Origin of the sequence: Janibacter melonis (assembly GCF_003721155.3) — a bacterium.
In the GTDB taxonomy this organism is placed as follows: Bacteria; Actinomycetota; Actinomycetes; order Actinomycetales; family Dermatophilaceae; genus Marihabitans; species Marihabitans melonis.
The window spans coordinates 3,153,999-3,167,759 of sequence record NZ_CP044548.2 but is presented as its reverse complement, the minus strand read 5'-3'; the positions used below and the strand labels follow the sequence as shown (position 1 = coordinate 3,167,759).

Sequence of the window (13,761 nt, the reverse complement as noted above, 5' to 3'; positions counted from 1 at the left end):
GGTGACATTCTCCCCCGCCTCCCCGGCGGGGGCGACCAGGTATCCCGCAGGCCGTGGGCGACAATGGCGGCGTGACCCACCCCCTGACGCGCAGCGCCCTCGCCCTGACCGCGACCGGAGCGGGTGCGCTGGCCTACGCCGGCGTCGTCGAGCGCCAGCTCTACACGCTGCGACGGTGGACCCTGCCGGTGCTGCCGGAGGGTGCCCGCCCGCTGCGGGTGCTCCAGGTGAGCGACATCCACTTCGTGCCCGGCCAGGAGCGCAAGGCGCGATGGATCCGCGACCTCGCCGGGCTGCGCCCCGACCTCGTCGTCGACACCGGTGACAACCTCAGCCACGAGCGAGCGGTGCCGGGCGTCCTCGACGCGCTGCGCCCGCTGCTCGAGCTGCCGGGCGCCTTCGTCATGGGGTCCAACGACTACTTCGCGCCGGCGCCGAAGAACCCCGCGCGCTACCTCACCCCGCGCTACGGCGAGGCCCCCCGCACCCGTGTCGAGCTGCCGACGCACGAGCTGCGGGACGGCATGCTCGCCGGGGGCTGGGCCGATCTCGACAACGCCCGCACGACGCTGCAGGTCGGTGACCTCGCGCTCGACCTCGTCGGGGTCGACGACCCGCACATCGGCCGCGACCGCTACGAGGACGTCGCCGGACCGCGCGCGGACGGGGCCGACGTGCTCCTCGGCGTCGCCCACGCGCCCTACCAGCGCGTCCTCGACGCCATGCACGCCGACGGGGCGTCGCTCGTCCTCGCCGGCCACACGCACGGCGGCCAGCTCTGCGTGCCCGGCTACGGGGCGCTCGTCACCAACTGCGACCTCGACCGGCGTCGGGCGAAGGGGGTGTCGCGCTGGTGGCCCGGCGCGGCCGACCGTCCCGACGTGGAGGCCCTGCAGGACGCGTCCTGGCTGCACGTGTCGGCCGGGCTGGGCACCTCCCGCTTCGCCCCGGTGCGCTTCGCCTGCCGCCCCGAGGCCAGCCTGCTCACGCTCGTCCCCGCCGTCGGGCGCGCGGCATGAGGGTCGTCGAGGGCGTGGCCCTGGCCCTCGCGGGCATCTTCGCCACGGGCACCTCGGTCGTCGCGCTCGGACTGGGCCAGGAGCCCGTCGCGGTGCCCGCGCCGGCGACGACGAGCTCCACCCCCACCTCGTCGACGACGTCGCGGACGACGACCCGCACGCGCACCAGCACGACGAGCTCGACGACGACCTCCAGCACGACGACCCCGCTCCCGACCCAGACACCCACCCCCACGACGACCGAGCCGACGTGGACGCCGGAGCCGACGAGCACGACGACGACCCCGACGTGGACCCCGACACCGACGTGGACGCCGGAGCCCACCTGGACCCCGACGCCGACGTGGACGCCCACGCCGACCTGGACCCCTCCGCCGACCGTCGACGAGACGCCCGACGAGAGCCCGGAGCCCGACCCGTCGAGCACGAGCCCGACGCAGACCTCCGACGACCCGGGCACGCAGGACCCCGGCACGGGCACGCAGACGCCCTCTCCACGACCCACCGGCAGCCGGTCCTCGGGCCCGATTGTGGGCAGCGCCGGGGACTGAGTTATCCTCACGTGTCGCCGTCCTCGAGACGGCGTCAGCCACGGGGTGTGGCGCAGCTTGGTAGCGCGCTTCGTTCGGGACGAAGAGGCCGCAGGTTCAAATCCTGTCACCCCGACCACCGCGAGGAGAGCCCTCGGACCACCGGTCCGGGGGCTCTCGTCGTCTCCTCACCCTGACCCGGCCGCACGCCCCCTTCGTCGCGCCTCCCAGCCACCGGCGAGGTCTCTGCCATATCCTTAGCCGACCCCACGAGGACGAGGACGGCCATGACAGACACCACCATCACCACCCGCGAGGCGGAGGACCCCCACGAGCGCGCCGCCGTGCGCCGGGGCTGGCAGGACGTGCAGCACCTCGAGGACCTTCGCGAAGGGGCCGCCCGTCGCCTCTTCGCGCACCGCTGGGACGCCGAGCGGGCGCGCGCCAAGGAGTGGTTCGTCTCCCCGCCCGACGAGGGCCTGCTCGGCTCCTTCCGGGCGATGTACGAGTCGCCGTCGAACATCACCCGCTTCCGCCGCACCCTGGACTTCATCACCCCGGGCGAGAGCGTCTTCGAGGTCGGCACGGGCAAGGGCTTCCTCGCGACGCTGCTCCTGCGCGACGGGCAGGTCGGCGGCTACCGCGGGGGCGAGCTCGTCCCTGCGTACGCCCGGACGACCCGCGAGCTGCTCGGGGTCAACGGCTTCGGCGACCGCGCCGACGTCACCGAGCTCGACCTCTACGACCTCACCCGCGAGCGGGTCGGCGACTCCGACCTCGTCATCTGCTGCGAGGTCATCGAGCACGTCCCCGACGCCGAGGCGGCCCTGCGGGCCCTCGCCGACGCCCTGCCCGACGGCGCCGACCTCCTCTTCTCCACGCCCCTCCTCGGGCGCCTCGAGGGCATCTGGGGGCACACGGCGATCTTCGGCGTCGAGCGGCTGCGCGCGATGATCGAATCCGCCGGGCTCGTCGCCCACCACGTCGAGGCCGTCGACAACACGTGGGTGCTCGTCCTCGCCTCACGCGGCACGGCGCCCTCCCCGCGGGCCCGGGCGGCTGCTGCCGCCGTCACCGACCCCACCGCGGTCCAGGAGCGGGACCCCTACCGGGCCCGCCGGGTGACCAACGTCGACCCCCACGACCTCGAGCAGGTCAAGAGCATCTGGAACAAGCGGATGGACCTCGGCACCGAGCACGTCGTCTCCGAGGACGAGGAGCTCGGAGACGTCAGGGGTCTGCGCATCACCGGGACCCCGCGCCCGGACCGCACCGGCCCGCAGTACTTCGGCCTGGCCTTCCCCATCCCGCCGGAGCACCGGCCCACGCTCGGCGTGCGTCTCGAGCTCGAGGTCCCCCACCCGGAGCAGGTCGAGAAGATCTCCGTGGAGTTCACCCGCGACGGCGAGGCCGTCGCCCGCTGGAGCTGGAAGCCGCAGGAGCACCGCCCCAAGCGGGCGCGGCCCACCTTCGTCCTGCGGGAGGGCTCGAAGGGGACGTACTTCACCCCGTCGCCCGTGGACGGCGACATCCGCACGGCCGACCGCGTCGAGATCTACGGCGCCGTGACCAAGGGCCACGAGCTCGACGTATCGCTGCTGCGGTGGGGCTGGATCAGCTGACCTGGCCGAGGTCGTCGATCAGCTCGGCGAACCACGGCGCCTCGACGTCGAAGGGGCGTCCGCCGGCGACCCGGTCGAGCTCGATGGCGCGCAGCTCGCCGCCGCGCTCCTCGTCGTGGCCGACGAGCCCGGAACCCCCGGACAGGGCGGTGTCGACGGCGAGCTCGACGCACTCGCGGATGAGCGCGAGGTCCTCGGGACCGGCGGCGGCCGAGCGGGCGAAGTAGCCCGACTTCTGCACCATGACCTTCTCGGCGCCGACGAGCTCGGCGAAGCGTCCGGCGAACCACTGCCCGGGGTTGACCTTGTCGAGCTGGACGTGGCCGAAGGGGTCGCGCGGCACCTCGGCGCCCGTCGCCTCGAGGTCGGCGACGACGTCCTCGAGGCCCGCCCCCTCGCTGAGGAAGACGGTGACGCAGCCGATCTCGTCCATCGTCGCGCGGAGCCGCTCGGCCTCCGCGGCGAGGTCGACGTGCCGCTCGGGCACGTAGACCGCGTGCACGTCGAAGCGTCGGCGGTCGGCGCCCATCGCGGGCGCCCAGTCCTGCTCGGCGACCCACGCGTGGTAGCGCCGGGCGGTCTCGGCGGTGAGCCAGCCGGAGTGCCGACCCATCACCTCGTGGATGACGAGCATCCGCGGGTTCGACGAGGTCTCGGCGACGACGTTGCGGGCGAAGATCGCGCCCTGCTCCGCCGCCGTCCACGCCCCCAGGCTCTGCCGCACCGGGACGATGTCGTTGTCGATGGTCTTCGGCAGCCCGACGACGCGCATCTCGTGGCCGTGCTCGTGCAGGTAGGCCGCGAGGTCCGCCGCCGTCGTGCTCGTGTCGTCGCCGCCGATCGTGTGGAGCACGTCGACGCCGTCCCTGGCGAGCTGCTCGGCGGCCACCTGCAGCGGGTCGGAGCCCTCGGGCACGAGCCCGCGGCGCACCGCGTCCTCGACGTTGGTCAGCTTGACCCGGCTGTTGCCGAGCGGCGTCCCGCCGAGGTGGTGCAGGCGTGAGGCCTCACGGCGGGCCTGCTCGCTCACCTCGACGGAGCGTCCGGTGAGCAGGCCGGCGTAGCCGTCGAGGTAGCCGATGATGCGCACGTCCGGCGCGATCTCGGTGTACCTCTCGACGAGGCCGCCGACTGCTGAGGACAGGCACGGGGCGAGACCGCCCGCGGTGAGCATGGCGACGGTCTGCACTGTCATCGGGCTTCGCAGGGCCTCTCGATGTGGTCCGCGGGTCGCACGTAGGGCGTGACCTCGGGGATGTCGCTGGCGGGGACGAGGTCACTGTATTCATTGCCGAGCACGAGGTCGACGCTCATGCCCTTGCGACCCTCGACGCGCTGCAGCTCGGCGCCCTCGACGTGGTCGGCCAGGCGCTTCGCGGCCTTCTGCCCGTCCGGGCCGTAGCGGATGACCGCGGCCTCCTCGGGCAGGAAGGCGCCCGAGGGGTCGTTGCCGGTCTCGCCGGTGCGGAAGCCTCGCGAGCGCAGGTCGGCGGCGACGTCCGCCGCCAGCCCCTCGCGGAAGGTCGTGTTGTAGACCGACACCCGGATCTCGCTCGGCGCGGGCGGCGGGGGCTCCGGCTCGTCCTTGAGGTCCTTGTAGCCGTAGCCGAGGACGACCTGCACGTCCTTGCCGCCGCGGCCGTCGGACCACATCTTCGAGCCGGGGATCTGCTGCTGCACGAGCAGCGCGTTGTCGCGGCTGTCCGGCCCGTAGTAGATCGTCGCGGCGCTCTTGACGTAGACGCGGTCGTCGGCGTTGCCGATGTCGGCGATGACGAAGCCGCGCTCCTCGAGGGTGCGGCCGACGTCGCGGGCCAGGCCCGCGGTGCTGTTGGAGTTCTGCAGGTCGATCTCGAAGGAGTCGCGCTGCGGGGCCTCGACCCGCTCGGGGATGCACACGGGCTCGGGCGCGCCGATGAGGTTCGCGCTGTAGGCAGCGGCCACCGTCGCGGTGCCGAGGAGCAGCCCGGGGAGGGTGACGAAGAGGATCGCCCGTCGACGTCGTCGCCGCGCGAGCACCCGTCGGGTGTCGTCGTCGAGCTCGTCGACGCGCAGCACCTCGTACCCCGCCGCCGGACGTGAAGTCCAGCGCCCGTCCCCATCGGCCATCTCGAGCTCCTCACGCCCGGTCATCAGCTGTCCCCCAGATTGTCACACGAACCACAGTCGTCACATGAGTCACATTTGTCACAAGAGGGCATCGCTGTCCGGCCCTCTCCCGCTCATGACGCCGCAGGCAGGTGTCCGCTTGCTGACGTCGGGGTCACCGATCGGTCACGACCGGCGGGCGGTCACGCCGCCGGCCCGGTCACCGCGAGTTGACCGGCGATGTCGAGCATCGCCCCCGCGCCGCGGCGCACCGTGTCCGAGCTGAGGAAGAGCTCGACGTTGTGCCGCAGGCCCTCCGGCTGGCGGATCCGCCCGACGAAGCGCGGGTCGATCCCGACGACGTCGACCGGGGTCGGCACCTCTCCCCCGACCGGGGTGTCGACGACGACGAGCGCCGGCGCCTCGGTGAAGACCCGGGCGACCTTGTCCGGGTGGACCGGTCGGGCGAGCCGGGCGTGGATCGACATCGAGTGCGCCGAGACGACCGGCACCTGCACGAGCGTGGCGATGACCGGCACGTGGGGGATGTCGAGGATCTTGCGGATCTCCGCCTCGAGGGCGCGCTCCGCCGTCGTCCAGCCGTCGCCGGCCGGGCGGCCCACCCACGGGATGACGTTCATCCCCAGCGGCGCGGGGAAGGGCGATGTCGGCGGCAGGTCGCTCGTGGCCGCCCGGACGTCACCCGGCGACAGGCCCACCTTCGGCGCGTCGGCGAGCGCCGAGAGCTCCGAGCGCAGGCGCGAGACTCCCCCTTCGGCCCGGCTGTCGGCCGCGATGAGGCCGGTGACGGTGAGCAGCTGCAGCTCCCACGCCCGGTGGAGGACGTGCGCCGCGTCGACGAGCGCCCAGGTGATCGGGCCCGGGATCGCGACGACCCCGGTGGGGCGGTGCGCGAGCGCGGCGTCGTTGATGCCCGGCACGACGAGCGGCACGTCGTCGTCGAGACGGTGCGCGCCGCTGGCGTCGACGACGGTCGCGCCGGCCGCGACCGCGCAGCGCGACCACGGCCGGGTCTGGTCGGTCGGCAGGTTGAAGAGCGCGATGTCGACGCCGTCGAAGGAGTGCTCGGTGAGCACGTCGATCTGCTGCTCACGCCCACGGACGGGCAGGGTGCTCGTCGTCAGCCGTGGGGAGAGCAGCCGGATCTCGCCCCACGGGTCGTCGTGCAGCGCCATCGCGGCGACGAGCGCCCGCGCGAACCGCCCGGTCGCGCCCACGACCGCCAGCGTGGGGCGGTCGTGGGTGCGCGCGTCGGGGGGCGAGGTCGTCATGCGGGTCTCAGCGGCCGGTGCCGCCGTAGACGACCGCCTCTCCCTGGCTGGAGTCGAGCCCGAAGGCGCTGTGGACCGCGCGGACGGCCTCGTCGAGCTGGTCGCCGCGGGTGACGACGGAGATGCGGATCTCGGAGGTGGAGATCATCTCGATGTTGATCCCGGCCTGGGCGAGAGCACGGAAGAAGGTCGCGGAGACACCCGGGTGGGTACGCATCCCGGCGCCGACGAGGCTGACCTTGCCGATCTGGTCGTCGTACTGCAGCTGGGTGAAGCCGACGCCCTCCTGCAGGCGGGTGAGCGCCTGGATCGCGGTCTGGCCGTCGGTGCTCGGCAGGGTGAAGGAGATGTCGGTCAGCCCGGTCTCGGTCGCGGAGACGTTCTGCACGATCATGTCGATGTTGATCTGCGCGTCGGCGACGGCCTGGAAGATCTCGCTCGCCTTGCCGGGGCTGTCGGGCACGCCGACGACGGTGATCTTGGCCTCGCTGCGGTCGTGCGCCACGCCGCCGATGATCGGGTCTTCCACGCTGTCTCCTTCGGGGTTGCTACCACCGACCCACGTGCCCTCCTGATGGGAGAAGGAGCTGCGCACGTGGATGGGCATGTCGAAGCGGCGCGCGTACTCGACGCACCGCAGGTGCAGGATCTTCGCGCCGGACGCCGCGAGCTCGAGCATCTCCTCGTGGGAGATGTGGCCGATCTGACGGGCGGCGGGGACGATCCGGGGGTCGGCGGTGTAGACGCCGTCGACGTCGGTGTAGATCTCGCAGACGTCGGCGTCGAGCGCCGCGGCGAGGGCGACGGCGGTCGTGTCCGAGCCGCCGCGGCCGAGGGTCGTGATCTCCTTGCTCCCCTGGCTCACGCCCTGGAAGCCGGCGACGATGACGATGTGCCCCTCGGCGATCGCGGAGGTGATCCGACCCGGCGTGACGTCGATGATCCGCGCCTTGCCGTGGGTGTCGTCGGTGATGACGCCGGCCTGCGAGCCGGTGAAGGAGCGCACCGTGCTGCCGAGGTTGGCGATCGCCATCGCGACGAGGGCCATCGAGATCCGCTCGCCCGCGGTGAGCAGCATGTCCATCTCGCGCGCGGGCGGGAGCGGGCTCACCTCGTTGGCGAGGTCGAGGAGGTCGTCGGTGGTGTCGCCCATGGCCGAGACCACGACGCACACGTCGTGACCGGCCTTGCGCGCGTCGACGATGCGACGGGCCACCCGCTTGATGCTCTCGGCATCGGACAGGGAGGACCCGCCGTACTTCTGGACGACCAGACTCACCACACACTCCTGACAGGACGAGGCAGGACGCCCGGTCGGGACCGGGCGAGGACCGCAGCCCAGGGTAGTCGGTGGCGCGCAGGCACCGGTCGGCGTCTCAGCGAAGGGGGACCGCGCGGGCTAGCCTGCCCACCATGACGCAGCAGGTGGGGATGTCAGGGGGTCCGGGCGCGCCCGGGCCGGGGAGCGGGCCGCCGGTCGGCGGGGTCGTCGTCCAGGGGGTGCGCCGAGCCTTCGGCCAGGTGCTCGCCGTCGAGGACATGACGTTGCACGCGAGGCCGGGCGAGATCACCGCGCTCATCGGCCCCAACGGGTCGGGCAAGACGACCCTCATGCTCATGCTCGCGACCCTCCTCGTGCCCGACAGCGGCAGCGTGCGCGTCGACGGCTACGACCCGGTGACCCAGCCTCGCGAGGTCCGGGCCCGGCTGGGCTGGATGCCCGACGGCTTCGGCACGTGGGACGCCCTCAAGGTGCGCGAGGTCCTCGAGATCATCGCCAGCGCCTACGGGCCGCGCGGCACCGCCGCCCAGCAGCGGATCGCCGACCTCCTGCGGCTCGTCCACCTCGACGACCTCGCCGACCGCCCGGCCCGCGTGCTCTCCCGCGGCCAGAAGCAGCGCCTCGGCCTGGCCCGCGCGCTCGTCAACGACCCGTCCGTGCTCGTCCTCGACGAGCCGGCCAACGGCCTGGACCCCCGCAGCCGGATCGAGCTGCGCGACATCATGCGCGACCTCGCCGCGCAGGGCCGGACCATCCTCGTGAGCAGCCACATCCTCACCGAGCTGCAGGAGATCGCCGACCGCGCGGTCATCGTCGCGCGCGGCCGCACGATCGAGGGGCAGACCCTCTCCCCCGCGACCACGTCGACGGCCTACCGGCTCGCGTCGTCCGACCCCGCCGCGCTCATGTCCGCGCTCACCGAGCTCGGGGTGCGCAGCACCCGGGCCGGCACCGGCGTCGAGGTGCACGTCGCCGGCGAGGGCGCCGCGACCGACCTCCTGCGCCGGCTCGTGCGCGCCGACGTGCCGCTCACCGCCTTCGCCCCCGCCCAGGGCGCCCTCGAGGCCGCCTACCTCGCCGTCACGGAGGACCGCCGATGAGCGTCCACGGAGTCCTCACCATCGCCCGCCTCGAACTGCTCCAGCGTGTGCGCGGCGCCCGCTGGGTCGTCGTGCTCGTCGCGTGGGTGTGCGTCATCGCCGGCGTCACCGGGCTGTCGTGGCTGGGGCTGCGCAAGGCCGGCGACGAGCAGCTCGGCTCGACCGTCTACGACGTCGTCCTCTTCTTCGTCCTCGGGCTCGGCATGCTCGTCATGCCCGCCCTCACGTCGACGTCGGTCAACGGCGACCGCGACCAGGGCGTCCTCGCGACGCTGCAGACGACCCTGCTCAGCGCGGCCGACATCGTCCTGGGCAAGCTGCTCGCCGCGTGGCTCATCGCCCTCGCCTTCCTCGCCACCGCGCTGCCCTTCCTGCTCTTCGGCTACGTCAAGGGCGGGGTCGACCTGCTCGGCGCGCTGCGCTCCCTCGTCGTCATCGTCGTCGTGCTCGCCGTCGTGTGCGCCCTCGGCCTGATGTTCAGCACCCTCACCGCGCGGCCCGTCGGGTCGGCGGTCCTCACCTACCTCACGGTGGCGGGCCTGTGCTTCCTCACGACGATCGTCTTCGGGATGCTCGCCTTCCTCGTCTCCGGCGAGGAGGAGCGTCAGGTCTACGGCGTCGACTACATCACCGAGGGCAGCGTGTCCGACACGCAGCCCCGGTGCACCACGCGCACCGAGGTCCGCGAGACGGTCCACACCGAGCGGATCTGGCCGGTGCTCGCCCTCAACCCCTTCGTCATCGTCGCCGACGCGGCCCCGCAGGGCGACGACGAGGCCGAGGGGATGAGCGGCTTCACGCCGCTGCGCTGGATCTCCCAGGGCGCCCGGCTGGCCAAGGCCGGGCCGCAGGAGACGATCGACGAGTGCTGGACCGGTGACGCCATGCCGGCCGACTCGCTCACCGAGGGCGCGGACGACGCCGGGCCGGTCTGGCCCTACGGCATCGCCTTCCTCGTGCTCATCGGCGGGGGCGCGACCGCGGTCGCCGTGCAGCGCACCCGCACCCCCGTGCGCCGGCTGCCGTCGGGCACCCGCATCGCCTGACCCGGGGCCGGGCGAAGGGGGCCTGCGGTCACCGACCCGCCCGGACTCCCCCTTCGGCCGGCTGGCGACCACTTCGGGAAGGAAGCTTCGACCTCGGGAAGGCAATGTTCCTTCCCGAGGTCGAACTTTCCCGCCCAGGGCGGGAAAGGTGTGGCACCGGGCAGGCGAACGGGGCACCGGCGCACCGAGCCGCCCGGCATCCCCGTCCGGGAGGCCTGACGACCACATCGGGAAAGAAGCTTCGACTTCGGGAAGGCAATGTTCCTTCCCGAGGTCGAGCTTTCCCGCCCTGGGCGGGAAAGCTGTGACCCGGGCGAGGCGAAGGGGTCAGGAGTGGAGGGCGTCGAACTCCGCCTCGGCGACCTCGTCGGCGTCGGCGTCGAGACGCACGTGCGCGAGCAGGCCGTGGAGGACGCGGACGGCCATCGCGGCGCGCTCGCCCCAGGCGGAGAGATAGCTGAACTGCCACCACCACAGCGCCTCGGTCGTGCGACCGGCGGCGTGGTGGGCCAGGCCGTGGGTGAGGGACTCGGTGATGATCGCGAGGTCGTCGGCGAGGCTGCCGGAGGTCACCTCGACGGAGGTGACGGGGTCCTGGAGGTCGACGTAGGAGTCGAGCCCGTCGAAGAGGCGCCCGATGCCCTCGCGCAGGGGCTCCACCTCGACCTCCGGGCCGATGTCGGGCTCGAAGCGCTCGGCAGGCAGGACGTCGGCGATCGCGCCGAGCCGCGCACCCATGAGCTGGACCTGGCTCGTCGCGAGCAGGAGCAACGGGATCGCGGACTCCGGGGCGGCCCCGGAGGCGACACCGGCGACGGTCTCGACGAAGGTGCGGGCCTCGGCGGCGCACTCGTCGGCGAGCAGCCGGGTCGGGTCGGTGGTGTCAGGCATTGAGCAGCTTCCTCCCCTCGAAGGCGCGGCCGAGGGTCACCTCGTCGGCGTACTCGAGGTCGCCGCCGACGGGCAGGCCGGAAGCCAGGCGCGTCACCCGCAGGTCGAAGGGCTGCAGCAGCCGGGCGAGGTAGGCCGCGGTGGCCTCGCCCTCGAGGTTGGGGTCGGTGGCGATGATGATCTCGCCGATCTCTCCGCCGGACAGCCTCGCCATGAGCTGGGGCAGACGCAGGTCGTCGGGCCCGATGCCGTCGAGCGGGCTGATCGCCCCACCGAGCACGTGGTAGCGCCCGCGGAACTCGCGGGTGCGCTCGATGGCGACGACGTCCTTGGGCTCCTCCACGACGCAGATCGCGCTCTGGTCGCGGCGCGGGTCGGCGCAGATCCGGCACTGGGTGCCCTCGGCGACGTTGCCGCACGTCTCGCAGAAGGACACCTTGGCCTTGACCTCGGTGAGGGCCTGGACGAGCCGGGCGACGTCCTGCGGGTCGGACTGCAGGAGGTGGAAGGCGATGCGCTGCGCGCTCTTGGGCCCGACGCCGGGGAGGCGGCCGAGCTCGTCGATCAGGTCCTGGACCACGCCTTCGTACACGTCAGCGACCCTACGCCCGAAGACGGGCGCGACCTACTCGCACCGCCCGTCAGGCTTGGTCCTCGCGGATGACCGTGCCGCCGAGGATCCGCTCGACGACCGCGGGCCCGGCGTCGCCCGCCTCGACGATGTCCTCGTCGTCCTCGCTCACGCCGTACTCGTCGAGCGCACCCCGGCGCAGCGGCGGGCGCGGCGCGTGGGCGGCCTCGGAGACCTCCTCGCGCGTCTCGACGCCGACCGGCGACGAGGCGCCTGAGGTCGGGTCGGGGGCGGGTGAGTCGTCACGGGCGGGCGCAGGTGCACCACCACCGGGGCCGAAGGGGTCGGCAGTCGCCCAGCTCGGCGCCGACGACGGGTCGGCCGGGGCGCTCGACCAGTCGGGTCGGCCGTCCGAGGCGGGCACCGAGGAGGGGACGCCGAGGTCGGCCGACGCGGCGCGAGACGGAGCGGGGTCCTGAGCCGAGGGTCGCTGGGCCGCGCGGGCCGGCGCCGGGGTGGGTGCCGGGCCGAGGCCGGACCCGCCGCTCGACGGCGGCGGCGTGGCCTGCACCGGCGGGGAGCCCTCGGGGGTCGGGATGCCCTCGACCATGGCCTCGACGCCGAGGGCGTCGATGAGCGCCTGGCGCACGACGTCGGCGTGCGAGCCGGCGCGGAAGGCGTTGGCCAGCCCGACCGTGCTGATGCCGATGACGAGCCGGCGCCCGTCGTAGGTGAGCACCTGCCCGTGCTCGGACAGGAAGGTCCACGTCGCCCGGCGCATCTGGTAGATCCGGCCGAGGACGTCGGGCCACGACCGACGCAGCGCCTCGACGTCGATCGTGCCCGGGGTCGGGGTCTCGGGCGCCTGAGGTGCGGCGGCCGGAGGTGCCGCAGCGGCCGCGGGTGCGCTCTCCCGCGCGGCGGCGGCGGGTCGCTCGGGCTCGCGCCGCTGCTCAGGCTGACGCTGGGGCTCGGGCTCGGGCTCGGGCTCGGGCTGCGGCTCGGGCTGACGTTGCGGCTCGGGCTGACGTTGCGGCTCTGGGGCGCGCTGCGGCTCGGGCTGACGCTGCGGCTGCGCCGATCGGTCGGGTGCCGGTGCCGGCGGGACTGCTGCGGCGACCGGGGAGGGGGCGTCCCCCTTCGCCTGGGTCGGGACCCCGCCGACGTCCATCCGACGCTCGAGGCGGTCGAGCCGCGCGGCGTAGCCGCTCTCCCCCGCCGCGCCGGGCAGGAGCACCCGGGCGGCGATGAGCTCGAGCTGCAGCCGCGGCGAGGTCGCCCCGGACATCTCGGTGAGGCCCTCGTTGACGATCGAGGCCGCCCGGGTGAGCGACGCGCCGCCGAAGGCCGCGGCCTGGGTGCGCATGCGCTCGACCTGGTCCTCGGGCAGCCCGCGCAGGATCGCCCGTGCGCCCTCGGGCGCGGCGAGCACGACGATGAGGTCACGGAGGCGCTCGAGGAGGTCCTCGACGAAGCGGCGGGGGTCCAGACCGGTCTCGATGACGTCGTGGAGGTGGCGGAAGACCGCGCCCGCGTCGCCCGCGCCGAAGGCGGTGACCACCGCGTCGAGCAGCTCGACGTCGGTGAAGCCGAGCAGCGAGGACGCGCCCTCGTAGGTCAGCCCCTCCGGACCGGAGCCGGCGATGAGCTGGTCGAGCACCGACAGCGAGTCGCGCACGGACCCGCCACCGGAGCGCACGACGAAGGACAGGACGCCGGGCTCGACCCGGACCCCTTCGCGCTCGCAGAGGTGCTCGAGGTAGTCCTGCAGCCGGGCCGGCGGCACGAGGCGGAAGGGGTAGTGGTGGGTCCGGCTGCGGATCGTGCCGATGACCTTCTCGGGCTCGGTCGTCGCGAAGATGAACTTCACGTGCTCCGGGGGCTCCTCGACGATCTTCAGCAGGGCGTTGAAGCCCTGCGGCGTCACCATGTGCGCCTCGTCGATGATGTAGATCTTGTAGCGGCTCTGCGCCGGCCCGAAGGACGCCCGCTCGCGCAGGTCACGGGCGTCGTCGACGCCGCCGTGGCTCGCCGCGTCGATCTCGATGACGTCGACGGTGCCCGCTCCCCCGCGGGCGAGCGCGACGCAGCTGTCGCACTCGCCGCACGGCTCGGGAGTCGGGCCCTGCTCGCAGTTGAGGCAGCGGGCGAGGATGCGCGCGCTCGTCGTCTTGCCGCAGCCGCGCGGGCCAGAGAAGAGGTAGGCGTGGTTGACCCGGCCGGTGCGCAGCGCCTGCATGAGCGGCTCGGTGACCTGCTCCTGCCCGATGACGTCGGCGAAGGTCTCGGGCCGGTAGCGGCGGTAGAGGGCGGTGCTCAC

12 protein-coding genes and 1 tRNA gene are annotated in these 13,761 nt (G+C 73.4%); 5 read left to right on the top strand and 8 right to left on the bottom strand.

Annotated features, from left to right (window positions below):
• The first annotated feature begins 71 nt into the window (after positions 1-71).
• Positions 72-1,019 carry a metallophosphoesterase gene (locus EEW87_RS15215; RefSeq protein WP_123091364.1) on the top strand — a complete coding sequence of 316 codons (948 nt, stop codon included), beginning with the start codon at positions 72-74 and terminating at the stop codon, positions 1,017-1,019.
• On the opposite strand, the gene EEW87_RS15210 is transcribed toward EEW87_RS15215, so the two are convergent.
• Positions 985-1,479, bottom strand: a complete 495-nt coding sequence (locus tag EEW87_RS15210) for a hypothetical protein (RefSeq protein ID WP_123091365.1) — start codon at positions 1,477-1,479, stop codon at positions 985-987. The two genes, EEW87_RS15215 and EEW87_RS15210, sit on opposite strands and share 35 nt — an antisense overlap.
• 132 nt (positions 1,480-1,611) lie before the next feature.
• Between EEW87_RS15210 and EEW87_RS15205 the strand changes: the two genes are divergently transcribed.
• Both EEW87_RS15205 and EEW87_RS15200 read left to right on the top strand, forming a co-directional pair.
• Positions 1,612-1,688 (top strand) — tRNA-Pro (locus EEW87_RS15205).
• 148 nt (positions 1,689-1,836) lie between these two features.
• Complete coding sequence (locus tag EEW87_RS15200) at positions 1,837-3,171, top strand: methyltransferase domain-containing protein (RefSeq protein ID WP_123091366.1); 1,335 nt, start codon at positions 1,837-1,839, stop codon at positions 3,169-3,171.
• Here the strand turns inward: EEW87_RS15200 and EEW87_RS15195 are convergent.
• The 4 genes from EEW87_RS15195 to EEW87_RS15175 all read right to left on the bottom strand — a co-directional run bounded on the left by EEW87_RS15195 (position 3,164) and on the right by EEW87_RS15175 (position 7,830).
• Positions 3,164-4,366 (bottom strand): pyrophosphate--fructose-6-phosphate 1-phosphotransferase, encoded by a 1,203-nt coding sequence (locus tag EEW87_RS15195; RefSeq protein WP_123091367.1) that lies wholly within the window; start codon positions 4,364-4,366, stop codon positions 3,164-3,166. The two genes, EEW87_RS15200 and EEW87_RS15195, sit on opposite strands and share 8 nt — an antisense overlap.
• Entirely contained in the window at positions 4,363-5,280 is a 918-nt protein-coding gene (locus EEW87_RS15190) for a LytR C-terminal domain-containing protein (RefSeq protein WP_240341615.1), read from the bottom strand. The genes EEW87_RS15195 and EEW87_RS15190 overlap by 4 nt, the downstream gene beginning before the upstream one ends.
• A gap of 182 nt (positions 5,281-5,462) precedes the next feature.
• Positions 5,463-6,551 carry an aspartate-semialdehyde dehydrogenase gene (locus tag EEW87_RS15180; protein WP_123091369.1) on the bottom strand — a complete coding sequence of 363 codons (1,089 nt, stop codon included), beginning with the start codon at positions 6,549-6,551 and terminating at the stop codon, positions 5,463-5,465.
• Positions 6,552-6,558: 7 nt separating this feature from the next.
• Positions 6,559-7,830: an aspartate kinase gene (locus EEW87_RS15175; protein ID WP_068272844.1), complete on the bottom strand. Its 1,272-nt coding sequence runs from the start codon at positions 7,828-7,830 to the stop codon at positions 6,559-6,561.
• A 134-nt stretch (positions 7,831-7,964) separates the two neighbouring features.
• Here EEW87_RS15175 and EEW87_RS15170 point away from each other — a divergent pair, with 134 nt between their 5' ends.
• Together EEW87_RS15170 and EEW87_RS15165 are read left to right on the top strand one after the other, a co-directional pair.
• On the top strand, positions 7,965-8,933 hold the full coding sequence (locus tag EEW87_RS15170) for an ABC transporter ATP-binding protein (RefSeq protein ID WP_225985065.1): 969 nt from the start codon (positions 7,965-7,967) through the stop codon (positions 8,931-8,933).
• Positions 8,930-9,979 (top strand): ABC transporter permease, encoded by a 1,050-nt coding sequence (locus EEW87_RS15165; protein ID WP_123091371.1) that lies wholly within the window; start codon positions 8,930-8,932, stop codon positions 9,977-9,979. The genes EEW87_RS15170 and EEW87_RS15165 overlap by 4 nt, the downstream gene beginning before the upstream one ends.
• Positions 9,980-10,306: 327 nt before the next feature.
• Here the strand turns inward: EEW87_RS15165 and EEW87_RS15160 are convergent, their stop codons facing one another.
• From EEW87_RS15160 to EEW87_RS15150, 3 genes are read right to left on the bottom strand one after another with little or no spacing between them, the layout of a single operon-like run.
• Positions 10,307-10,870: a DUF5063 domain-containing protein gene (locus EEW87_RS15160; protein ID WP_123091372.1), complete on the bottom strand. Its 564-nt coding sequence runs from the start codon at positions 10,868-10,870 to the stop codon at positions 10,307-10,309.
• Complete coding sequence (recR, locus tag EEW87_RS15155) at positions 10,863-11,462, bottom strand: recombination mediator RecR (RefSeq protein ID WP_068272833.1); 600 nt, start codon at positions 11,460-11,462, stop codon at positions 10,863-10,865. The genes EEW87_RS15160 and recR overlap by 8 nt, the downstream gene beginning before the upstream one ends.
• A 49-nt stretch (positions 11,463-11,511) precedes the next feature.
• Positions 11,512-13,761, bottom strand: a complete 2,250-nt coding sequence (locus tag EEW87_RS15150) for a DNA polymerase III subunit gamma and tau (RefSeq protein WP_123091373.1) — start codon at positions 13,759-13,761, stop codon at positions 11,512-11,514.

Excerpts from the sequence above, each read along its gene's own strand:
- EEW87_RS15200 (WP_123091366.1), top strand. The coding sequence starts at position 1,837 with ATGACAGACACCACCATCACCACCCGCGAGGCGGAGGACCCCCACGAG.
- EEW87_RS15195 (WP_123091367.1), bottom strand. The coding sequence starts at position 4,366 with ATGACAGTGCAGACCGTCGCCATGCTCACCGCGGGCGGTCTCGCCCCG.
- EEW87_RS15190 (WP_240341615.1), bottom strand. The coding sequence starts at position 5,280 with ATGGCCGATGGGGACGGGCGCTGGACTTCACGTCCGGCGGCGGGGTAC.
- EEW87_RS15180 (WP_123091369.1), bottom strand. The coding sequence starts at position 6,551 with ATGACGACCTCGCCCCCCGACGCGCGCACCCACGACCGCCCCACGCTG.
- EEW87_RS15170 (WP_225985065.1), top strand. The coding sequence starts at position 7,965 with ATGACGCAGCAGGTGGGGATGTCAGGGGGTCCGGGCGCGCCCGGGCCG.
- EEW87_RS15165 (WP_123091371.1), top strand. The coding sequence starts at position 8,930 with ATGAGCGTCCACGGAGTCCTCACCATCGCCCGCCTCGAACTGCTCCAG.
- EEW87_RS15160 (WP_123091372.1), bottom strand. The coding sequence starts at position 10,870 with ATGCCTGACACCACCGACCCGACCCGGCTGCTCGCCGACGAGTGCGCC.